Annotated in this window: 19 protein-coding genes and 2 pseudogenes; 10 read left to right on the forward strand and 11 right to left on the reverse strand. The window is 61.5% G+C overall.

Annotation, left to right across the window (positions count from 1 at the left end; all coding sequences use genetic code 11):
- Positions 1–441: 441 nt before the first annotated feature.
- The 3 genes and pseudogenes from K1X80_RS28585 to K1X80_RS18065 all read right to left on the reverse strand — a co-directional run bounded on the left by K1X80_RS28585 (position 442) and on the right by K1X80_RS18065 (position 3513).
- A complete protein-coding gene (locus K1X80_RS28585) occupies positions 442–1263 on the reverse strand; it encodes a methyl-accepting chemotaxis protein (protein ID WP_370693742.1) in 822 nt (273 codons plus the stop codon).
- 36 nt (positions 1264–1299) lie between these two features.
- Positions 1300–2121: pseudogene (locus tag K1X80_RS28590) on the reverse strand (cache domain-containing protein); the annotation flags it as partial.
- Positions 2122–2193: 72 nt separating this feature from the next.
- The gene (locus tag K1X80_RS18065) at positions 2194–3513 is read right to left on the reverse strand and encodes a Na+/H+ antiporter family protein (RefSeq protein ID WP_169990072.1); all 1320 of its coding nucleotides are present in this window, start codon (positions 3511–3513) and stop codon (positions 2194–2196) included.
- Positions 3514–4935: 1422 nt separating this feature from the next.
- Between K1X80_RS18065 and K1X80_RS28595 the strand changes: the two are divergent.
- Positions 4936–4992 (forward strand): annotated as a pseudogene (locus K1X80_RS28595) (hypothetical protein); the annotation flags it as partial.
- Positions 4993–5193: 201 nt separating this feature from the next.
- Complete coding sequence (locus tag K1X80_RS28600; protein WP_370693743.1) at positions 5194–5898, forward strand: methyl-accepting chemotaxis protein; 705 nt, start codon at positions 5194–5196, stop codon at positions 5896–5898.
- A gap of 6 nt (positions 5899–5904) precedes the next feature.
- On the opposite strand, the gene K1X80_RS18075 is transcribed toward K1X80_RS28600, so the two are convergent.
- The 7 genes from K1X80_RS18075 to K1X80_RS18105 form a co-directional block, all read right to left on the reverse strand.
- Positions 5905–6321, reverse strand: a complete 417-nt coding sequence (locus K1X80_RS18075) for a DUF1850 domain-containing protein (RefSeq protein WP_120733552.1) — start codon at positions 6319–6321, stop codon at positions 5905–5907.
- Positions 6318–8345 carry a TRAP transporter permease gene (locus tag K1X80_RS18080; RefSeq protein ID WP_057959093.1) on the reverse strand — a complete coding sequence of 676 codons (2028 nt, stop codon included), beginning with the start codon at positions 8343–8345 and terminating at the stop codon, positions 6318–6320. The genes K1X80_RS18075 and K1X80_RS18080 overlap by 4 nt, the downstream gene beginning before the upstream one ends.
- Positions 8346–8469: 124 nt before the next feature.
- On the reverse strand, positions 8470–9423 hold the full coding sequence (locus K1X80_RS18085; RefSeq protein WP_057439471.1) for a TAXI family TRAP transporter solute-binding subunit: 954 nt from the start codon (positions 9421–9423) through the stop codon (positions 8470–8472).
- 209 nt (positions 9424–9632) lie between these two features.
- Complete coding sequence (locus K1X80_RS18090; protein WP_057959092.1) at positions 9633–10952, reverse strand: sensor histidine kinase; 1320 nt, start codon at positions 10950–10952, stop codon at positions 9633–9635.
- The gene (locus K1X80_RS18095; protein ID WP_057959091.1) at positions 10949–11617 is read right to left on the reverse strand and encodes a response regulator transcription factor; all 669 of its coding nucleotides are present in this window, start codon (positions 11615–11617) and stop codon (positions 10949–10951) included. The genes K1X80_RS18090 and K1X80_RS18095 overlap by 4 nt, the downstream gene beginning before the upstream one ends.
- On the reverse strand, positions 11617–11931 hold the full coding sequence (locus tag K1X80_RS18100; protein WP_057959090.1) for a PepSY domain-containing protein: 315 nt from the start codon (positions 11929–11931) through the stop codon (positions 11617–11619). Before K1X80_RS18100 ends, K1X80_RS18095 begins: the two co-directional genes overlap by 1 nt.
- Positions 11931–12236, reverse strand: coding sequence for a PepSY domain-containing protein (locus K1X80_RS18105; RefSeq protein ID WP_057439473.1), 306 nt, complete (start codon positions 12234–12236; stop codon positions 11931–11933). The genes K1X80_RS18100 and K1X80_RS18105 overlap by 1 nt, the downstream gene beginning before the upstream one ends.
- Before the next feature lie 159 nt (positions 12237–12395).
- Between K1X80_RS18105 and K1X80_RS18110 the strand changes: the two genes are divergently transcribed.
- The 8 genes from K1X80_RS18110 (at position 12396) to codA (ending at position 19743) form a co-directional block, all read left to right on the forward strand.
- On the forward strand, positions 12396–13475 hold the full coding sequence (locus tag K1X80_RS18110; RefSeq protein WP_057959089.1) for a hypothetical protein: 1080 nt from the start codon (positions 12396–12398) through the stop codon (positions 13473–13475).
- Between the two features lie 184 nt (positions 13476–13659).
- The gene (locus K1X80_RS18115) at positions 13660–13872 is read left to right on the forward strand and encodes a helix-turn-helix transcriptional regulator (protein WP_057439475.1); all 213 of its coding nucleotides are present in this window, start codon (positions 13660–13662) and stop codon (positions 13870–13872) included.
- Between the two features lie 301 nt (positions 13873–14173).
- A complete protein-coding gene (locus K1X80_RS18120) occupies positions 14174–14569 on the forward strand; it encodes a hypothetical protein (RefSeq protein WP_057959088.1) in 396 nt (131 codons plus the stop codon).
- A gap of 141 nt (positions 14570–14710) precedes the next feature.
- The gene (gene queD, locus K1X80_RS18125) at positions 14711–15067 is read left to right on the forward strand and encodes a 6-carboxytetrahydropterin synthase QueD (RefSeq protein ID WP_003190259.1); all 357 of its coding nucleotides are present in this window, start codon (positions 14711–14713) and stop codon (positions 15065–15067) included.
- A gap of 118 nt (positions 15068–15185) precedes the next feature.
- Positions 15186–15809 carry an NUDIX hydrolase gene (locus K1X80_RS18130; protein ID WP_057959087.1) on the forward strand — a complete coding sequence of 208 codons (624 nt, stop codon included), beginning with the start codon at positions 15186–15188 and terminating at the stop codon, positions 15807–15809.
- A 205-nt stretch (positions 15810–16014) separates the two neighbouring features.
- The gene (codB, locus tag K1X80_RS18135) at positions 16015–17283 is read left to right on the forward strand and encodes a cytosine permease (protein WP_057959086.1); all 1269 of its coding nucleotides are present in this window, start codon (positions 16015–16017) and stop codon (positions 17281–17283) included.
- Positions 17280–18479, forward strand: a complete 1200-nt coding sequence (locus K1X80_RS18140) for a PucR family transcriptional regulator (RefSeq protein WP_120733554.1) — start codon at positions 17280–17282, stop codon at positions 18477–18479. The genes codB and K1X80_RS18140 overlap by 4 nt, the downstream gene beginning before the upstream one ends.
- Positions 18480–18507: 28 nt before the next feature.
- Complete coding sequence (gene codA / locus K1X80_RS18145; protein WP_057438504.1) at positions 18508–19743, forward strand: cytosine deaminase; 1236 nt, start codon at positions 18508–18510, stop codon at positions 19741–19743.
- Positions 19744–19752: 9 nt separating this feature from the next.
- Here codA and K1X80_RS18150 read toward each other — a convergent pair whose 3' ends face one another.
- Positions 19753–21903, reverse strand: a complete 2151-nt coding sequence (locus tag K1X80_RS18150) for a lipase family protein (protein ID WP_220172391.1) — start codon at positions 21901–21903, stop codon at positions 19753–19755.
- Positions 21904–21905: the final 2 nt, after the last annotated feature.

The raw sequence follows: 21905 nt of genomic DNA on the forward strand, positions 1-21905 counted from the left end.
TAGGGCCCCATCGCAGGCAAGCCAGCTCCCACATTTGACTGCATTCACAGTTCAACATGTGGGAGCTGGCTTGCCTGCGATGAGGCCAGATCAAGCACCGCAATTGCCAGATCAGATCCCGAACTACCCCAGCAACCGCCACATTTTGACCATGTTCACCGATCAAGTGTGGGAGCTGGCTTGCCTGCGATGAGGCCAGAACCTGCACCGCAATTGCCAGATCAGATCCTGAACTACCCCAGCAACCGCCACATTTTGACCATGTTCACCGATCAAGTGTGGGAGCTGGCTTGCCTGCGATGAGGCCAGAACCAGCACCGCAATTGCCAGATCAGATCCCGAACTACCCCAGCAACCGCCACATTTTGACCATGTTCACCGATCAAGTGTGGGAGCTGGCTTGCCTGCGATGAGGCCAGAACCAGCACCGCAATTGCCAGATCAGATCCTGAACTGCCCCACCAACTGCCCCAACCGCTGCCCCAGTTCCGCCAGGCTGCGGGAGGTCTGTGCGCCCTGCTGGGTCTCGTCCGCCACGCTGTCCACCGCCACGGCAATCTGATGCACGCTGCGGTTGATCTCTTCGGCCACGGCGGTTTGCTCTTCTGCAGCACTGGCGATCTGCGCGTTCATCGTGTTGATGGTGCCGATCAGTTGCGCCATGGTATCGAGGGACGCCCCGGCTTCGTTGGCCTGGGCCGAGGTGCCGTCGCCGGCATCGCTGGAGCGGCGCATGGATTCCACGGCCGCCTCGGTGCCTTTTTGCAGGCGGTCGATCATGCCCTGGATTTCCTGGGTACTTTGCTGGGTGCGGCTGGCCAGTGCGCGTACCTCATCGGCCACCACCGCAAAACCACGCCCGGCTTCACCGGCACGGGCGGCTTCAATGGCGGCGTTGAGGGCCAGCAGGTTGGTCTGCTCGGCAATCGAGCGGATCACCCCGAGCACGCTGACAATCGACGACACGTCCTGTTGCAGGCTATCCAGGGACACGCCACTGCTGCGGATGTCATTCACCAACGCATGAATCTGCGCGATGCTGCCATCCACCACGCGCTTGGCGGCCTGGCCTTCGGCGTCGGTCTGCTGCGCCGCCACGGCCGCGCCCTGGGCACTGCGGGCCACTTCATGGGCGGCAGACGACATTTCATTGATCGCCGTCGCCACCTGGTCGGTTTCCTGGCGCTGGCGTTCCATGGCCTGTTCCGAACGATGGGCCTGCTCGGACACCTGGCTGACCAGCCCGGTCAGTTGCGAGGTCATGTCAGTGATCTGGCGTACCAGGCCGTGAATCTTGTCGACAAACCGGTTGAACGAGCCGGCCAATTCACCCAACTCGTCCTGGCTGGTGATTGCCAGACGCCGGGTCAGGTCGCCCTCACCGGCGGCGATATCGTCGAGGTTGGCTTTCATCAGGTGCAAGGGGCGCAGGATGGTATTGGCCAGCAGCATGCCCGCTGCAGCGATCAGCAACAGCAGGATTACGGCGATGCCGACAATGCTCAACAACACCCCTTCCATGCGCTCGTTGACCTTGGCTTCGACTTCGCTGACCAGGGCCTCGATACCGTCGAGGTTGACCGAAGTACCGATCACCATGTCCCACTTGGGCAGGTACTCGGTGTAGCCGAGCTTGGGCACCAGTTCGGTTTGCCCCGGCTGGGTCGAGCTGTATTGCAGGTAGTGGGTGCCGTCCTTGCCGACCCTGACCAGGTCGCGGTTGACGTAGACGCCGTTGGGGTCACGGTTGTCCTTGAAGCTTTTGCCCACGCCGTCGGGGCTGTTGCCCTTGAACAGGCGGATGGTTTCGGAGTCGTAGCCGAAGAAATAGCCGTCCTTGCCGTAGGTTGTGTTGGACAACAGCTTGACCACCTGCGCCCGCGCCTCTGTATCGCCGGGGGCTGCGGCGTCGTACAGCGGCTTGATGGTGGTCATCGCCACTTCGACATAACTTTGCAGGGTGGCCTTGGCGTTGTTGAGCAGGCGCTGGCGGGTTTCGGCCACCTCGGTGCGCGCCTGTTCCTTGAGGATCCACACGGTGGTCAGGCTGATGACCACGGCAAACAACAACACCGGCAGTACGGCGAGGGACAGGACTTTGGCCTTCAGACTCAGACGCATGGATCTTCTCTCTTGTAGGGCAACGTTAGGAGGTTAACGGCCCTAAAGGAGAAAACTGTAGGAATCTGCTTGTTACAGGGTCATCGCGGCAAACCAGCCAAATACCAGCAACGGCAGGTTGTAGTGCAGGAAGGTCGGGACCACGGTGTCCCAGATATGGTGGTGCTGGCCGTCGATGTTCAAACCCGAGGTCGGCCCCAGGGTGGAGTCGGACGCCGGCGAACCGGCATCGCCCAGGGCCCCGGCGGTGCCGACGATGCAGACAATGGCCAGCGGGCTGAACCCCAGTTGCACACACAGCGGCACAAAAATCGCCGCAAGGATCGGCACGGTGGAAAACGACGAACCGATGCCCATGGTCACCAGCAGGCCCACCAGCAACATCAACAGCGCACCCACGCCACGGCTGTGGCCAATAAAATCGGCCGAGTCCTGCACCAGCGTCTGTACCTGGCCGGTGGCCTTGAGCACTTCGGCAAACCCCGACGCCGCGATCATGATGAAGCCGATCATCGCCATCATTTTCATGCCTTCGGTGAACAGATCATCGGTGTCGCGCCAGCGCACGATGCCCGATACCGAGAAGATCAGGAAACCCGCCAGGGCACCGATGATCATCGAGTCCAGCCACAACTGGATAATAAAGGCCGAGGCAATGGCCAGCCCGGCGACCAGCAGGGTCAGCGGGTTGTACTGCACCGCCACTTGCTCGACCCGCTCGATCTTCTGCTGGTCGTAGATGCGCTTTTTGCGGTAACTGATAAACACCGCCACCAACAGGCCGAACACCATGCCCAGCGCCGGAATACCCATGGCATGGGTAACGTTGACCTGGCTGATATCCACCCCGCTCTTGGCGACATTGGCCAGCAGGATCTGGTTGAGGAAGATATTGCCGAAGCCCACCGGCAGGAACATGTACGGGGTGATCAGGCCGAAGGTCATGACGCAGGCGATCAGGCGCCGGTCAATCTGCAACTTGGTCAGCACATACAGCAGCGGCGGTACCAGCAGCGGGATAAAGGCGATATGGATCGGCAGGATGTTCTGCGAGGCAATCGCCACCGCTCCCAGCAGGCAGATCAGCAGCCATTTGACAGAACTGCCGCCAGTGGTGTCCTGGCGGCCCACCAGCAGCAGGGCCTTGTCCGCCAGGGCATGGGCCAGGCCGGACTTGGCAATCGCCACCGCGAAAGCACCGAGCAATGCGTAAGACAACGCCACCGTGGCACCGCCGCCCAAGCCGCTGTTGAACGCGCTGAGCGTCGCGTCGATCCCCAGGCCACCGGTCAAACCGCCGACCAGGGCACCCACGATGATCGCGATGACCACATGCACGCGGGACAGGCTGAGCACGAGCATGGTACCGACCGCGGCGATTACTGCGTTAATCATGGTTACCTCAAGACAGAAATATAAACACAACACGTGCCGGCGCCCCGGCCAGATGTCGACCACGGCACACGCAGAAAGGGAGTTTTATTAGAGGCCGCGCACTTTGCAGCAGCCGGCGCGCCATGTCAAAGAACGACGTCGCGAATAGATTCAATTGAACGTATGAATAAAGAAAAACAACCGGCGGCCGATAGCGTGGATTATCTCTGTCGCAACGAAAGGTTAAGGATCTCCATGTCGCTCAGGCAGCTGTCCATTCAATGGAAAATCACCCTCCTCGCCGGCCTTTGTCTGTTGGGCATCGTGACCCTGCTGGTGGGTCTTTCGCTGTATCGGATGGACCAGAGTTCGCAACGGGTCCAGACCTCCAGCACACAGATGCTTAATGTTGCCGCCCAATCGCGCATCGAAGCCCAGGGTGAAGTGCAGGCGCTGGGCATCCGCCAGCAATTTATGGACGCCTACCAATATGGCCATGGCTTTTCGCGCCAGGTGCTGTTTTTGCGCGAACAGGCCGAAAAACGCTTCCTCGATGCCTTCGACCTGCGTGAAGACCTGACCCGCCAGGTCAAGGCCGCCCTGCAAGCCAACCCGGACCTGTTGGGCCTGTCCCTGGTCTTTGAGGCCAATGCCCTGGATGGCAAGGATGAGCTGTTCGCCGGCCAAGCGGAGCTGGGCAGCAATGAAAAGGGACGCTTTGCCCTGTACTGGTCGCAGCCGACACCCGGCACCCTGACCTCGATGGCGCTGCCGGAAAGCGATATGTCCGACACCAGCGTCGGCCCCAGCGGCGAGAAGGCCAACACCTGGTTCACCTGCCCACGCTCCACCCTCAAGCCGTGTGTGATCGAGCCGTACTTCTATGTGATCGACGGGCACAACGTCTTGCTGACCAGCATCGTGTTCCCGCTCATGGCCAATGGCAAAGTCATCGCCTCGCTGTCGGTGGACATCAACCTCAACAGCCTGCAGGCAGTCAGCCAGAATGCCAGCCGCGAGCTGTATGACGGCCAGACCAACGTCAGCATCATCAGCCCAGTGGGTTTGCTGGCCGGCTACAGCCCGGATGCGAGCAAGCTCAGCCAGCGCCTGGACAGTGTGGATACCGCCAGCGGCGCACAACTGATCAGCGCCATGGCCGGCAGCACCCAGACCTACAGCCTGCGTACCGACCATCAACTCAAGGTGCTGGCACCGTTCCAGCCCATTCCCAATGGCAAGTCCTGGGGCGTGTTGCTGGATGTGCCGGAAAAAGTCCTGATCGGCCCCGCCGAAACCCTCAAGGCCGAGCTGGATGCCGACAACACCAAAGGCACCCTGCTGGAACTTGGCCTGGGCCTGCTCGCCGCCATCGTCGGTTTGCTACTGGTGTGGCTGATGGCCCGCAGTGTCACCCGGCCGATCCTCGGCGTGGCCCATATGCTGGAGGATATCGCCAGCGGCGAAGGCGACCTGACCCGGCGCCTGGCCTACGACAAGCGCGACGAGCTGGGCGAACTGGCCAGTTGGTTCAACCGCTTCCTCGACAAACTGCAACCGATCATTGCCGAGGTCAAACGCTCGGTGCAGGACGCGCGCAGCACCGCCGACCAATCAGCGGCAATCGCCAGCCAGACCAGTGCCGGCATGGAGCAGCAGTACCGCCAGGTGGATCAGGTGGCCACCGCCTCCCACGAAATGAGCGCCACCGCCCAGGACGTCGCCCGCAGCGCCGCGCAGGCGGCACACGCTGCACGGGATGCCGACCAGGCCACCCGCGAAGGCCTGACGGTGATCGACCGCACCACCACCAGCATCGGCCACCTGGCTGCCGACATGAGCACGGCGATGGCCCAGGTCGAAGGTCTGGCAGCCAATAGCGAGCAGATCGGTTCAGTGCTGGAAGTGATCCGCGCGATTGCCGAACAAACCAACCTGCTGGCCCTCAACGCCGCCATCGAAGCCGCCCGTGCCGGTGAAGCCGGGCGTGGTTTTGCGGTGGTGGCGGACGAGGTGCGCAACCTCGCACGGCGCACTCAGGAGTCGGTGGAAGAAACCCGCCAGGTGATCGAACAGTTGCAAAACGGCACCCAGGAAGTGGTGAGCTCCATGAGCAACAGCCATCGCCAGGCCCAGGGCAGTGTCGAACAGGTCGGCCAGGCCGTCACGGCATTGCGCCAGATCGGCGATGCGGTGACGGTGATCAGCGACATGAACCTGCAGATCGCCAGCGCCGCCGAGCAGCAAAGCGCGGTGGCCGAGGAGATCAACAGCAACGTGGCGACGATTCGTGATGTGACCGAGTCGCTGTCGGAACAAGCCAATGAATCGGCGCGGGTCAGCCAGACGCTCAATAGCCTGGCCAATCAGCAACAGGGGTTGATGGACCAGTTCCGGGTCTGATCGCGGTTAAAAGGTGCGGGGCCGGGGGCTGGACGCAACCTCCAGCTCACACCCCCACAGCTCTACCGCCGGCTGGCTCGCCTGGGGCGGGCCGAGCCAGGCACTCAGCCACTGGCACTGCTGGTTGAAACACAGTTGATAATCCCCGGCCTCGGGGGTGCGGCCCAGGCGCAGGGGCTGCAAGGGTGGCAACTGACGCTGGTAATGCCAACTGCCCTCACGCAGTTCGGCGCCGTGCGGGATCTCCATACCGGCCCCGGAACCCTTGACCCGCGCCTCGCCCAACACCAGGCCCTCAGGCGTTACACGGTAATCCTCTTCCCAGCGCACTTTCTCAATCGTATGCGTCCAGGCCAGGGTGACCACAGGCGTAGGCACTTGTGCCCATACCGCGCCCGCCAAGCCCAGACACAGACCGATCACGCAGTGGCCGCCTGGGCACGATGGGCCCGCCAGCAGTGCTGTGCGATCAACAGCCCCACCATGACGAAGCCGATTTCATCACTTAACGGCGTCGCCAGAATCAGGCTACCACCGGCGAAGAAGCCCAGCAGGCGCTCCCACCAACTCAGCCTGGCTTGCAAGTAGCCGGTAAATACCGCGCCCCAGATACCAATGGCCAGCAACGCTTTGGCCACCACATACAGTGTGGCCAGCAGGCTATCGCCCTGCAGCATCAGCGCCGGCTCGTACACCGCCATAAACGGCACAACGAACCCCGCCACCGCGATGCGTACCGCCCAAAAGCTGATCTTCAGGCCGCTCTCCCTGGCAATCGGTGCCGCCGCGAAACAGGCCAATGCCACCGGCGGTGTGAGGTCGGCCATGATGCCGAAATAGAACACGAACATATGCGAGACAATCAGCGGTACGCCGAGGTCCAGCAGTGCCGGTGCAGCGATCGAACTGGTGATGATGTAGTTGGGAATGGTCGGGATCCCCATGCCCAGCACCAGGCAAGTGAGCATGGTGAGCACCAGCGACAGGAACAGGCTGTCCTGGCCAATGGCAAGGATGTAACCGGCAAAGGTGGACGCCACCCCGGTCAGCGACACGACACCGATAATCACCCCCACCAGGGCGCAGGCAATCCCCACCGGTACCGCGTGCCGTGCGCCCTCTACCAGCGCATGCAGGCAGATGGTCAGGGTGTCGCGGCCGCCTTTGATAAACCAGCACACCGCCACCAGCAGCGCCACCACCCCGAACACCATGCCGATACCGAGCCGGAAGAAGCCCGCGCAAAGCAGACCCAGGACGATCCAGAAGACAAAACGCATCACCTTGGACGAGACCCGCAGGATGATCGCCGAGCCGAGAATCACAATGGACGTCAGGGCCAGGCCGACCATGCCGGAGAACAGCGGCGTGCGCCCGGAGAACAGCAGGTAGATCAGCACAAACAGCGGAATCAACAGATACCAGCGCTGCTTCACCGCGGCCCAGGGGTTCGGGCATTCGTCCTTGGGCAGGCCACGCAGGTTGGAGCGCTTGGCTTCCAGGTGAACCATCCAGAATACCGAGCCGAAGTACAGCATGGCCGGAATCAACGCGGCCTTGGCCACCTCGAAGAACGGCACGTTGATCGTCTCGGCCATGATAAAGGCCACTGCGCCCATGATCGGCGGCATGATCTGGCTGCCCATCGACGAGGTCGCTTCCACGCCACCGGCAAACGCCGACTTGTAGCCGAAGCGCTTCATCAACGGGATGGTGAATTGGCCGGTGGTGACCACGTTGGCCACCCCCGAACCGGTGATGGTGCCCATCAGCGCCGACGACACCACGGAAACCTTGGCCGGGCCACCGAGTTTGTGGCCGAACAGGCCCATGGCGAAATCGGTGAACAGCTTGATCATTCCGGCCTGTTCAAGGAACGCACCGAACAGGATAAACAGGAAGATGTACGTGGCCGATACATAGGTCGGCGTGCCATACAGCCCCTCGGTGCCAAAGGCCAGTTGGTTGACGATCTGGTCGATGGCATAGCCGCGGTGCATCAGATCGCCCGGCAGGTACTGGCCGAACAGGCCGTAGGCCAGGAACAGCGCACAGATCAACGGCAGGGCAATCCCCATCACCCGCCGCGCCGCCTCAAACACCAGCACAATCAGCACCAGACCGATGACCATATCGCTATCGGTCAGGTCGCCAGAGCGTTGAATCAAGTCGGCTTCGAAATACCACTGGTAGAACGCCGTGGCCATTCCGGCCAGCCCCAGCAGCCAGGCCATCGGCTGCCAGGGCTGAGCATTGCCACGCGCCGGGAAACACAGAAACACCACCAGCAACAGAAAGCCCACATGCACGGCCCGCAGAATCTGGCTGGAGACCGGATGAAAGGCCGCGGTAATGATTTGGAAGACGGAAAACAACAGCGCGACGTAGAACAGCGCTCGCGGCCAATCCCTGGGACTGGCGGCAAGGCCTTGATCGTGCTCACTCATGCAGGTCACTCCCACGTTACAACATCGACATGCCAACAAGCCTGGCGCGTTGTGCGCGCCAGGCTATTCACCGCTCTGGCATAGCGCGCAGCGCTTGGCACTGCGCACCGCACCCACCTGGGCCTTACAGTGCGCCCGCTTCCTTGTAGAAACGCTCGGCGCCCGGATGCAGTGGGATAGGCAGGCCCTTGGCCGCGCCCTGCAACTTGATATCTTTGGCCGCCGAGTGGGCGTTACCCAGACGATCGAGGTTGTCGAACATGAGCTTGGTCATCTGGTAGGCCACCTCATCGGTCACGCCGTCATGGCTGACCAGGATGTTGGTGATGGCCACAGTCGCTACATCGCTGTCCTGACCGTCATAAGTGCCCGCCGGGATCACCGCGCCCTGGTAGGCAGCGTTATCGATCTTCGCCGTGATATCCGCCGGGATGGCAACGAAGGTTATCGGCAGGGTCGCGGCCAGGTCGCGGATCGCCGCCATGCCCAGGCCCGAGGACTGCAGGGTGGCATCCAACTGGCGGTTCTTGATTAACTCGACCGACTCGGCGTACGGCAGAAACTCGACCTTGCCCATGTCTTCATAGCTCAGGCCAGCAGCCTTGAAGATGGCGCGGGCGTTCAGCTCGGTACCGGATTTCGGCGCGCCGACGGAGATACGCTTGTTTTTCAGATCTTCCAGGGTGGTGATGCCAGACTCCTTGCTGGCGACGATCTGGATGTAGTTGGGGTAGGTGCCGGCAATCGCCCGCAGTTTTTTCAAGGGAGCCTTGAAGCCGGCGTCTTGCACGCCATTCCAGGCATCGGCGACCGAGTCACCGAGGGCAAAGGCCAGCTCGCCGCGACCGGCTTGCAGCAGGTTGAGGTTTTCCACCGACGCCTTGGTGGCCTGCACCGAGGTCTTCGATCCGTCTATACCGTTGCTGTACAGCTGTGACAACGCCACCCCAATCGGGTAGTACACGCCGCTGGTGCCACCGGTCAGGACGTTGATAAAGGTTGGGGCGGCGAGTGCCGAGGAACTGGCGACAAGGGCTGCGGCAGCAGCAAACAGGCTCAAGCGTTTGGTCATTTGCATAGATTCACCTTTTATCCTTCTTATTAGGTACCGAGCAGCCGCGTGACCGGCTGACGAGCCCTATGGTAGCTGCCGCGCGCGAAACAGAGAAAATCCTGGTGCCTTTAACCTGTTCCACACGGCCTGCGTGGTGGCTGTTATAAGCGAATTTACGCGAGCCAGGTTCTGTAAGAAAAGTCTTGTTGCAAATCGGCACCCGTATCCACCGGTCAGGTGTGGCGCCGGGGCAGTTCGATCAACACTTTGAGCCCGCCCAGTGGGCTCTCTTGCAACCGCAATGTACCGCCCCATACATCGACAATGTCCCGCACGATGCCCAGCCCCAGGCCATGGCCATCGGTCTGTTCATCCAGGCGGGTGCCACGACTGAAAACCTGGTCGCGCTGGGCCTCGGGAATACCCGGGCCGTCATCTTCGACGATCAGTTGAAAACACTCCGGGGTCTGCTCAATGCTCAAACGCACTTCGGCATCCGCCCATTTGCAGGCGTTGTCCAGCAGGTTGCCCAAGAGCTCCAGCAAGTCTTCGCGGTCCCAGGGCAGTTGCAAGCCGGGGCGAACCTGGTAGCTCAACTCCAGGTGTTCGCCGTGGATCATGTTCAGGGTCGCCAGCAAGCCCGGCAGTTCGCTGTCGCAGTCGAACAGCGCGCCGGGCAGGGTTTCACCGGCCAGACGCGCGCGGTTGAGTTCGCGGTTGAGCCGTTGCTGCACCTGCTGCAACTGCTCGCGCAACAACTTGGCCAATTGTGGCTGGTCCTTGAGCTGCTCGCTGGAAGCCACGCTCAACAATACCGCCAGCGGGGTCTTCAAGGCATGGCCGAGGTTACCCAGGGCGTTGCGCGAGCGTTTGAGGCTGTCTTCGGTATGGGCCAACAGGTGGTTGATCTGCGCCACCAGCGGCTCCAGCTCCACCGGCACCTGGGTATCCAGTTGCGAGCGCTGGCCTTGTTGCAGCTGTGCAATCTGCTCGCGCGCAGTTTCCAGCGGGCGCAGGGCCCGGCGTACGGTGACCCGTTGCAGGATCAGGATCAGCAGCAGCGCCGCCAGCCCGAGGACCAGGCCGACCTGGCGCATCAGGCGAAAACTTTCCCGCACGGGCGTGTAGTCTTGAGCCACGCTGATGGAAATCGACTGGCCAAAACGCTTGTAGTCCGATCGCAGGACCAGCAGTTGCTGGCCTTCCGGGCCCAATTGCAGGTTGCCCTTCAGGCCGGCCTGGGGCAGTTGCGGCAGTTCCTGGTCCCACAATGAACGGGAGCGCCAGTGGTTGTCGCTGAAGTCGATACGGAAATAATGCCCGGAAAACGGCCGTTGATAGGCCGGTGACAAGCGCTGTTCATCCAGTTGCACGCCGCCGGGCCCACGCACCAGGGCCACCAGCAGGTTTTCGCTGTCGTTGCGCAGACCCGCTTCCAGGTAGCGCTGCAGACCCACTTCGAACAGCCACAGGCTGGTCTGCGCCAGCACCAGGCCGACGATCACCATCACGCTGATCAGCCCCAGGCTCAGCCGCCGCTGGATCGACCTCACGCGGGGCTGGCGCCAAAGCGATAACCCTGGCCACGCCGGGTTTCAATCACGCTGCGCCCGAGCTTGCGCCGCAGATGGTTGACGTGGACCTCGAGGACATTGGAGTCGCGCTCGGTCTCGCCGTCATACAGGTGCTCGGCCAGATGGCTTTTGGAAAGGATTTGTTCGGGATGCAGCATGAAGTAGCGCAGCAGGCGAAACTCGGCAGCGGTCAGTTGCACCTCGGCACCGTCGCGCATCACGCACTGACGGCCTTCATCCAGGTGCAAGCCCGCCGCCTGCAAGGTCGGCTGATTGGCCTGGCCATGGGAACGGCGCAGCAAGGCCTGGATGCGCAGGTACAACTCCTCGGGGTGGAACGGCTTGCTCAGGTAATCGTCGGCCCCGGCCTTGAGCCCTGCGATGCGCTCGGCCCAGGAATCGCGGGCGGTGAGGATCAACACCGGGGTCGCCAGCGCGGCGGCGCGCCACTGGCTCAGCACCTCAAGCCCCGGCAAGCCAGGCAGGCCCAGATCGAGGATGATCAGGTCATACGGCTCGCTGCGCCCCTGATACACCGCATCGCGACCGTCCGCCAGCCAATCCACGGCATAGCCCTGGGCTTTCAGCCCGGCCATCAGTTCATCAGCCAACGGTACGTGGTCTTCCACCAGAAGCAGGCGCATCAGTCATCTTCCTCGTCTTCAAGCAGCGCGCCGGTGGTCGCGTCCAGTTTGATTTCCCGGACCACGCCATCGGTGGTCACCAGCTCCACCTCATAGACGTAACTGCCGTGTTTGCTCTCAAGCTCAGCCTCCAGCAACCTGGCACCGGGATGCCGGGCCATGGCCTGCAGCAGCAGTTGCTCCAGGGACAGGATCACCCCTTGCTGACGCAATTCCAGGGCTTCATCCTGGTTGAGGTCCCGGGCAGCCACCACCGAGCAAAAGGCCAGGAGCACCAGCGCCAGTCGACTGCCGGTGCGTAGATTTACCTTCATTACGTATCCTGATGATCCTTGAGGACTTGCCCGGTGACAGCGTCCAATTCCACATCCCACTCGACGCCCTGGGCATCGCGCAGGTCAACCTGGTAAATATACTTGCCGTATTCCTGCTCCAGCTCGGTTTCATGCACCGTGCCACCTGGGTGCTTGGCCAGGGCGGCGGCATTGAGCTTCTCGAAAGACTGGATGGTACCAGCGTCACGCAATTTCAGCGCTTCATCCGGCCCCAGGTCCCGCGCCTGGGCCAGGCCGCTGGTGAGGGCGATGATACTGGCGGTGATAATTGTGAGGGTTTTCATGATCGTTCTCCATTTCAGGATGTTTTGCCTACGGCCCCCACAGTACGGGTCGCAACTTAACTGAAACTGAATTGCCACCATGGCAATTGTCCCACAACACCTTGCCAGGCTCCGGGGAATATTTCCTATACTGCCCGGCTCGCCTGCACAGAGATCGGTATGACGGCCATTCACATCAAGTTCCCCGCCCTGACGCTCAAGGCTGGCCAACGCGCTTTTGCACGCATTCGCGAACAAGGCCTCCAGCCTGCCGATGTGGGGATTCTGCCCGGCGCGGCCGGTGGTCCCAAGGCCCTGGGCATTCAGGGTCTGGACTTGGCGCTGTTCGGTGACTGGCTGGCGCGTGCCCCCCGCGAGCGTGCGCTGATCGGCGCGTCGATCGGTTCCTGGCGCTTTGCCAGTGCCTGCCTGCCGGATCCGGTACAGGGCCTGCTCGACCTCGGGCGCCTGTATAACGAGCAACGCTTTGCCAAGGGCGTGACCATGGCCGAGGTCAGCCAGAGCTGCCAGCGCATGCTCGACGACCTGCTGGCCGGGCGCGATGCGTCGCTATTGGATAACCCGCACTATCGTCTGAATATAGTCGTGGTCAAAAGCCATGGCCTGTTGGCCGACGATCACCGTGGGCGCCTGGGCCTGGGCCTGTCCTCGGTGATCGCCGATAACCTGCGCGGCCGTGCGCGGCTGTCCCGGCATTTTGAACGGCTGATCATCCACGACCCGCGCCAGGCGCCGCCACTGCACCCGCTCACGGATTTCCCTTCGCGCTTTCTCGCCCTGGAACCGGGCAACCTGCGCCAGGCCCTGCTGGCGTCCGGCTCGATCCCTATGGTGATGCAAGGCGTACGCGACTTGCCGGGCGCCGGTGCCGGCACCTATCGCGATGGTGGCCTGCTGGACTACCACCTCGACCTGCCCTACCACGGCGATGACATTGTTCTGTACCCGCACTTCACTGATCGAGTCATCCCCGGCTGGTTTGACAAGAGCCTGCCGTGGCGGCGCAGTAGCCCACAGGGTCTGCAGGATGTGTTGCTGGTGGCCCCCTCACGGGACTACCTGGCCCGCCTGCCCCACGGCAAATTGCCGGATCGCAGCGACTTCAAGCGCTTTATGGGGGATGACGCGCGACGCAATCAGTACTGGCAAACCGCGATGAGTGAAAGCCAGCGGCTGGGCGATGAGTTCCTTGAACTGGCCGATAGTGGCCATCTGGGTGAGCGCTTGATTGCGCTCTGAGCCAGCAGGCCTTATTTTTCCGCAAATTGGCGTAGCGCCCGGCGAGCGTACGTTCACCCTTACCTTGGGTGTATCATCCGGCGCTATGTATGCGATCATACAAGGCATCTTTCTGTGTGCATTCTCATCAACAGTGGCCGAATCAAAAGTTATCGACGATAAAAACAAAAGCATCATCTAACCCATGACAATCATTATTCGATTGGACGTCATGATGGCGAAGAAGAAGATTCGCTCCAACCAACTGGCAGATGCCATTGGGATTACCGAAGCCAATCTATCGCTATTGAAAAACGGAAAGATCAAAGGCGTTAAACTCGAAACCCTGAACAAGCTATGTATCGCCCTGGATTGCCAGCCAGGCGACTTGCTGGAGTTCGAGAGCGAAGAAGCCTAGCCCTGCAACGAGCTGCCTGGCTTGCGGGCAACCCTGTAAAACACTGATAAATTCAACGCGGACCTCCCCCTTATGAAACCCATAAAGTTCCTGGGCCTCGTCACTACCGCCCTGATTACTGGTTGCAGTAACACCAGTTTCAGCCCTTCCTCGTTCAAGGTTTATGAACCAGGTACGCAGTTCGGTAACCGCCACGGCTCTTCTTTCTGGCTGGATACACCCTGCCCTAAACGTGGTTGCGATAATAATAAGTTGTTCTTCAATCCAGCCCACCAGGAAACAACTTTGGAAAGATACAACCATGCATTCTAATCGCAAAAAAATGTACAGCCTTGGCATGTTCCTGCTTCTGGCGGCAGGCCAGGCAAGCGCGCAGGACTTGCCCAATCTCTCGCTTCTCACGCGCTATGGCGTCACCGAAGATCAGTTGCCGGCAGCCCCCACCGACCTGGCACTGAGTACCGAACCGACGAAAAGTCGCTTTGAAATGCAGCCCGAACGGCCACTGATCCGGCTGGAGAAAAACGGCAACCTGGTGTCTGAAACCACCGGCAATATCAGCATTGATAACGCCGCTGCCCAAAGCCAGGTGCAGTGTGCCCGTGCGTATGCCGAACTGGAGCGCCGAGGGTCGCAGCGCTCATTGCCGTGTGGGGATGGGGTCAAGGTCAGTACAACGTTATGGTCCCAGGAGTAACAGCGCTTTACGCACGCCGCCTGGTTGCCCGATAAAACAGGTTAGAATGCGCGCCAAGTCGGTCACCTGGGCCCATAAAGCGCTCACCCCACACTGACAATCGCACACAGCCCTAGAAACTCCTGCCTTACAGGTCATACCGTGGAAATTTTCAAAGAGTTTACATTCGAGTCCGCCCACCGCCTGCCCCACGTCCCCGAAGGCCACAAGTGCGGGCGCCTGCACGGCCACTCCTTCAAGGTGGCCATCCACCTGAGCGGCGACCTCGATCCGCATACCGGCTGGATCCGTGATTTCTCGGAGATCAAGGCGATTTTCAAGCCGCTCTATGAGCGCCTCGACCACAACTACCTCAACGACATCCCCGGCCTGGAAAACCCTACCAGCGAAGTACTGGCCAAGTGGATATGGAATGAGCTGAAGCCGCTGTTGCCGGAACTCAGCGCCATTCGTATCCATGAGACCTGCACCAGTGGCTGTATTTATCGCGGTGAATAGAGCACCTCTACAAAACCGAGGGGACACCTCCCTCGCCATGGATTGCTCCATCCCTGGCTTGCCCTCGACGATAGTAGCGAATAAAACCAGGTTTTGAAGCAAACCAAGGAACCACACCATGGAATCCACCTGGCTGGCACAGGCCAAGCGTTTGCAGGCACTGGCCTCTACCGGGCTGCACTTTTGCACGGATGACTTCGAGCGCGAACGCCTGGAAGAGATCGCCCATATTGCCCACAGCATGCTCGCGCAGTTGGGGCAAGTGCCTCTGGAGCGCATTACCGGCCTGGTTTCGGACTTCGCCCAGCGTTACTCAACGCCGATGATTGATGTACGTGGCGCGCTGATCGAAGGCGACCGAATCCTGCTGGTGCGCGAAGCAACGGATGGCTGCTGGGCGTTGCCGGGTGGCTACGCCGATATCGGGTTATCCGCTGCGGAAAACATCATCAAGGAACTTCGCGAAGAGGCCGGGTTGAGCGTTACCGCACGGGCGCTGTACAGCGTGACCCACAAAGCCAAGGGCCTGTATCGGCCTGACGTACGCGACTTCTACAAGTTGTACTTCCTTTGCGAACGCACCGACCAGGCCGCCCCCGTGGCAGGCTTTGAAACCACCGACGTCGGCTTCTTCAGCCTCGACAACCTGCCGCCCCTGTCACGCGGCCGCACCATCGAAAGTGATCTTGAAGCAGCCTTCGCCTTTCACCGTGGGGAAATCACCCAGACCCTGTTCGACTGACACCCTGGACCGGTGATCCCATTTGTATCACCGCCGCACCACTTTAGTGCCGGGCTGGGCACAATCCACAAGCCATTCCGCCTCCCTGCCCTACCCACCCCCAAATATTGTGCAACCTGCACAGTGCTCACCGTGCACCCATCACTGCCCGGCAGTTGGCACGGGCGCTGCAACAGGCCCTGGGTCACTCACAGGGGAACGGCACATGACGCAGAACGAACCGGGCAACGATTACCCTCTCAGCGAAGTGCCCATGCATGCACGCAAGGGCCTTGGCTCCACGGCCATGGTGTTGCTGGGCTTCACCTTTTTTACCGCGACCATGTTCGCCGGCGGCAAGCTGGGGGTGGCCTTCAGTTTTACCCAGATGCTCGGGGTCGTGGCCCTGGGTAACCTGCTGTTGGGTATCTACGCCGCAGGCCTGGGGTACATCGCCTTCAAGAGCGGCTTGAACTCGGTGCTGATGGGGCGCTTCTGCTTTGGTGAAGTGGGCAGCAAGTTGAGTGACCTGATCCTGGGTTTCACCCAGATTGGCTGGTACGCCTGGGGCACCGCCACGGCGGCCGTGGTGCTGGGCAAGTATTTCGAGTTGAGCCAGGGCAGCGTACTGGCACTGATGGTGTTGTTCGGCCTGGCGTTCTGCGCCACGGCCTACGTGGGCTATCGGGGGCTGGAAATTCTCTCTTACATTGCAGTCCCGGCCATGGGCCTGCTGTTGTTGCTGTCGATGTGGGTGGCCACGGTAAAAGTCGGCGGGCTGGAAGGTTTGCTCGCCGTGGTGCCCAGCAGTGAGTTGGATTTGTCCACGGCCATTACCCTGGTGTTTGGCACCTTTGTCAGCGGTGCCACCCAGGCCACCAACTGGACGCGCTTTTCCCGCTCGGCCAAGGTGGCGGTGCTGGCCAGCCTGATCGGCTTTTTTGTCGGCAACGGCCTGATGGTGCTGATCGGTGCCTACGGCGCCATCGTCTATCAGCAACCGGATGTGGTGGAGGTGTTGCTGCTGCAAGGTTTCGCCATGGCGGCGATGGCCATGCTGCTGCTCAATATCTGGAGCACCCAGGACAACACCATCTACAACTTTGCCGTCGCCGGCTGCAACCTGCTGCGCACCAGGCGCCGCAAGACCGTGACTCTGGTCGGCGCGGTGATAGGCACCCTGCTTGCCTTGCTGGGTATGTACGACATGCTGGTGCCCTACCTGATTTTGCTGGGCACAGTGATCCCACCGATTGGCGGGGTGATCATGGCCGACTTTTTCTATCGCTACCGCGGCCACTATCCACGGCTGGCAGATGTGCGCTTGCCGGCCTTCAATTGGCCGGGGCTGATTGCCTATGCCGTGGGTACGGTGCTGGCCTTCAGCTCACCGTGGGTCGCGCCACTGGTGGGGATTATCGCTGCGGCCGCTACCTACATCGCGCTCACCGCCGTCCTGCGGGTGCGGGTGCCATCGGCTGACGCCCAGGCATGAGCCTGACGGTGGCGGATGTACTGGCCCTGCCGGGGCTGGAGTGCATGAGCCTGCGGGCGGGTAGCGCAGGCCTGGATAATGGCGTGCGCTGGCCTTATGTAGCCGAGAACAGCGGTATTGCCGAGTGGGTGCTGGGCGGCGAACTGGTGTTCGTCACCGGCATCAACCATCCCCGTGACGAGGCCAACCTTTTGCGCTTGCTCGACGAAGCCTGCGCGCGGCAAGTCGCCGGCCTGGTAATCCTGACCGGGCCGGCTTACATCCAGGCAATCCCCCCTGGACTGCTGGAAGCTGCCGACGCCGTCGGCATGCCGCTGATCGAACAGCCTTATTCCCTGAAGATGGTCCTGGTGACCCAGGCCATCGGCTCCGCGCTGATCGAGGCCGAGCAACTCGGACGCTCACGGCATGAGGTGCTGGAGCGCCTGTTGGCGGGCGACTATCAGTCCCTCGACCTGCTGCTGCATCGCGCCAGCCAGCTGGGCATGCCGCTGGACGGGGATTGGCAGGTGGTGCAGTTGCAACTGGACGGTGGCGAGGCGCTATTTGCGCAAACCGTGGCCGCGGACGCCGAAGCTCAGTTGGCCCGCCAGCACGATGGCATTACTCGCCGATTGCGCCAGTTCGCCGCCGAGCATCCTTCGCGTCTGCCCGTGCTCGGCAGGGCTGGGCAGTGGACCTTGCTGCTGCCCGCCGGTGACAACCGGCAACGCCTGGCAAACTGGCTCAAGCCCCTGAACCTGCGCCTGGCCCCGCTGAAGCTGTGCATCGGCTTGAGCGCGGCAAAACATCCGCCAGCCGGCCTGGCCCAGGCCCTGGATGAAGCGCGCCAGGCGCTGGCGGTCGCCCGGCGCTTTGGTGAACATGCCGGTATCTGTGTCTACGATGAACTCGGGGTGCTGAAGCTACTGAGCGCGGTGCGCGATCGCGGGTTGCTCGACCAGTTTCTCCAGGAACGCCTGGGGCCCCTGCTGCGCCATGATCAACGTCACGGCCCGAGCCTGATGCCGACCCTGCAAGCGTGGTTCCTGGACAATGGTAACCTTGTGGCTGCTGCCCTGCGGTTGGCGGTCCACCGCAACACCCTGACCCATCGCGTCCAGCGCATCGAGGCCCTGTGCGGGCTGTCGCTGGACAACCCCAATGACCGTCTGGACATCGGCGTCGCGCTGATGATCTGGCGGCTGTCTGCCTGATTGCTTTTTGCCCAAGAGGAACTTGCCCATGCATATCATCAACGCCCGCCTGCGCAACCGTGAAGGCCTGCATGATCTGCACCTGGAACATGGCCGGATCGCCAGCATTACCCCACAAACCGCCGCGCCGACCCTGGGGCCAGACGACTTGGACGCCGCTGGCAACCTGGTGGTACCGCCATTTGTCGAGCCGCATATCCACCTCGACGCCACCCTCACCGCCGGCGAGCCGCGCTGGAATATGAGCGGGACGCTGTTTGAAGGGATCGAATGCTGGGGCGAGCGCAAGGCCACCATCACCCAGGAGGACACCAAGACCCGCGCCAAGCAGACCATCCAGGCCCTGGCGGCCCATGGTATCCAGCATGTGCGCACCCACGTGGACGTCACCGACCCGGACTTGACCGCACTCAAGGCCATGCTCGAAGTCCGCCAGGAGAGCGGCCACCTGATCGACCTGCAGATCGTGGCGTTTCCCCAGGAAGGCATCGAGTCCTACCGCAATGGCCGCGAACTGATGGAAGAAGCCATTCGCCTGGGCGCCGATGTGGTGGGCGGCATTCCCCATTTCGAGTACACCCGCGACCAAGGGGTCAGCTCGGTCAAGTTCCTTATGGACCTGGCCGAACGCACCGGCTGCCTGGTCGACGTGCATTGCGATGAAACCGACGACCCGCACTCGCGCTTCCTCGAAGTGCTGGCCGAAGAAGCCCGCAGTCGCGATATGGGCAGCCGGGTCACCGCCAGCCACACCACAGCCATGGGCTCCTACGACAATGCCTACTGCGCCAAGCTGTTCCGCCTGCTGGGCCACTCGGGCATCAGTTTTGTTTCCTGCCCCACCGAAAGCATTCACCTGCAAGGCCGCTTCGACAACTTCCCGAAACGCCGGGGTGTGACCCGGGTCAACGAACTGTTGGAGGCCGGCATGAACGTCTGCTTTGGCCAGGACTCCATCGTCGATCCCTGGTACCCACTGGGCAACGGCAATATCCTGCGGGTGCTCGAGGCCGGGCTGCATATCTGCCATATGCTCGGCTACAGCAACCTGCAAAGGGCCTTGGACCTGGTCACCGACAACAGCGCCAAAGCCATGGCCCTGGGCGACCGCTACGGCCTGGAGCCCGGGCGACCGGCGAACCTGCTGATCCTGTCGGCAAACAGCGACTATGAAGTCATTCGCAGCCAAGGCCTGGCGCTGTATTCGATCCGCAACGGCAAAGTGTTGATGAAACGCCAGCCAGCGCAGGTGACATTTTTGTAACCCGCGAGGCTAAACGATCGAGTCCAGGTCCAGTGTCTGGCCCTTGTCCCGGTCGCCCTCGAAGGCCGGCGGGATACTTGCCACCTGGGGCGACTCATGGTTTTCGCGGTGGCTGAACCAACGAGCCAGGCTGGGTTGCAGGTTTGAGGATGAAGCGTGACTGCCGTATACATCGCGCCCTTCCACACGGCGCCAGCGCAGGCTTTCCAGGCGCTGGCGACTGGTTTGCAATCGGTCGATTTCAGCAGTCAAGGCATCGTAATGCTCATGGCCGCGTCCATTCGCCGGGCTGCGACGGTGCAGCTCAAGCCGCTTGTCCTGCAGTTGTCGGCGCAGAGTGCTCAGCGCGTGGTCGATCAACGCGTATTCCCGTGCCGTCACCAGGGAGCCGCTGTTCTCCAATGTCTGTTGCCAGCGGCGTAAAGTGGCCCACGCCGCCGGCACGTAGCTGGCAACCATGAAGTGCTGGCTGGCCTGGAACAGTTGCTTGAGCAGGTTGTCACGCTCGGGCATATCGCCGTGCAAACGCAAAGCGTGATTACACGCCGCCTCCTGCACCGACGCACAACCGGGCTGCCACAGCACCGAGGACTGTGTGCCGTCCTCCAGGGTGATCGGCATGAAGTGTTGCTGCTCGCCGTGATGCCGATAGGGCTGGCCACCGAGCCGCACCAGCCCCGCAGCAAACAACAGGCCTCCCGGCGCGGGCGCGCCGAATAAGGTCACGGCGCCCGGCACCCATAGCTTGGCCGTGGTGTTCATCCACGTCGCCGGCACGCTGGGGACCGGATCATTGTGGTTGACGATACGATGGTGAACCAGGGCAGCCGCTCCCCCTGTGAATTCAGCATCGGCGGCGCGCGGGGCACCGTAGGTGTACAGCAACACGTTGTAGTCGGCATCCTTGACCCGGCGCAGTCCCTCGGCCAGCAACAAAGCGATTGCCCCACCCAGGCTGTGGCCACAAATCACGATGCGTTGGCCGCTGTAGAACTGATCCAGATAGCGCAATACAAAGTCACGCAAGGCACGGTACGCCTGGTAAAAGCCTTCATGGACCTTACCGATGCCGTCCGCGAAAGGTACCTGGTGGGCATTCGCGTCACGCAGGCCATCCGCCGCACTGGCCGTGCCCCGCACCGCAATCAGCACCACTTCATCGTGATGGCTGATAAAGGCCTGGGTATCGGTACCCTGCTCTTCGTCATCGAAAAAATGCAGACGCGCCGGATGCTCCTGCCTCGCCTCCAACTGCGGACTGTTCTGCGGATACAACTGAGGGTCGAAGGGCAGGATCTCGAAACGCCGCGAGTATGGGACATCCTCATACAGCGGGTAAAAACGCCGGACTTGCTCGGCATCGACCCTCCAGGCCTGCTGATACCCCGCGAGTTTTTCAGCAAATAGATGGCCGATGCTGGGGTCCAGAGGAAAATGGACTTCATCTTGCGGGTGAGTGGCCGGCTCCTGGCCAAAACGGCAGTAACTCAAGGTCGCCATCAATGCCAGTTGGTACAGGTTCAAGGCACAGAATTCGTCGTCCCTCGACAGCATCGGGCGCAGTGCCCGCAGGGGTCGGACTTCCAGCGCCGTGTGCTGGTTGGGGAACAGCACCACGCCCGACAACTCGGGCTGGGGTGGGCCAAACCCAAGGTCGGCCATCATTTTCAGGGCATGTGGCTGGGGGCCGTGAGACCGTGGCGCCAGCGGTGGCAGGTGGGCAACATGGCGAACCAGATCGCGCACTTCGACCTGGTAGAACCGATCGGCTTGTCGCCTTGCTGGGTTGCCCTCAAGACGCTGGCCATCCCCGGTAGAAAACTCGCTTCGTTCGGCGCGAACCTGAAGTTCGGTGATGGGTAGTTTGTAAGTCAGGCGCGTCGCCAGTCGGTGATACGGTGCTTCTGTCCCGGCATAGGGCTCATCCAACGTAAGCACCACAGGACCACAATAAAAATCCGTTATTTTGGCGAAGCCCTCTCCATTCAATCTACCGCTGTATTGTTGCCCGGCACTGTCATGGAACGAGTACGGCAGCCCCCCATAATTCTTGCCATTGCCGGTTTCATCGATCAAACAAAAACTCACCCAGTGCCCTCGCCGTGGGCACGCCGGCATCTTGTCACTGAAAAACTCCTGCTTCCATGCCTCCAACTCCATGA

Source organism: Pseudomonas sp. So3.2b, from assembly GCF_019464415.1.
GTDB classification, from domain to species: Bacteria; Pseudomonadota; Gammaproteobacteria; order Pseudomonadales; family Pseudomonadaceae; genus Aquipseudomonas; species Aquipseudomonas shahriarae.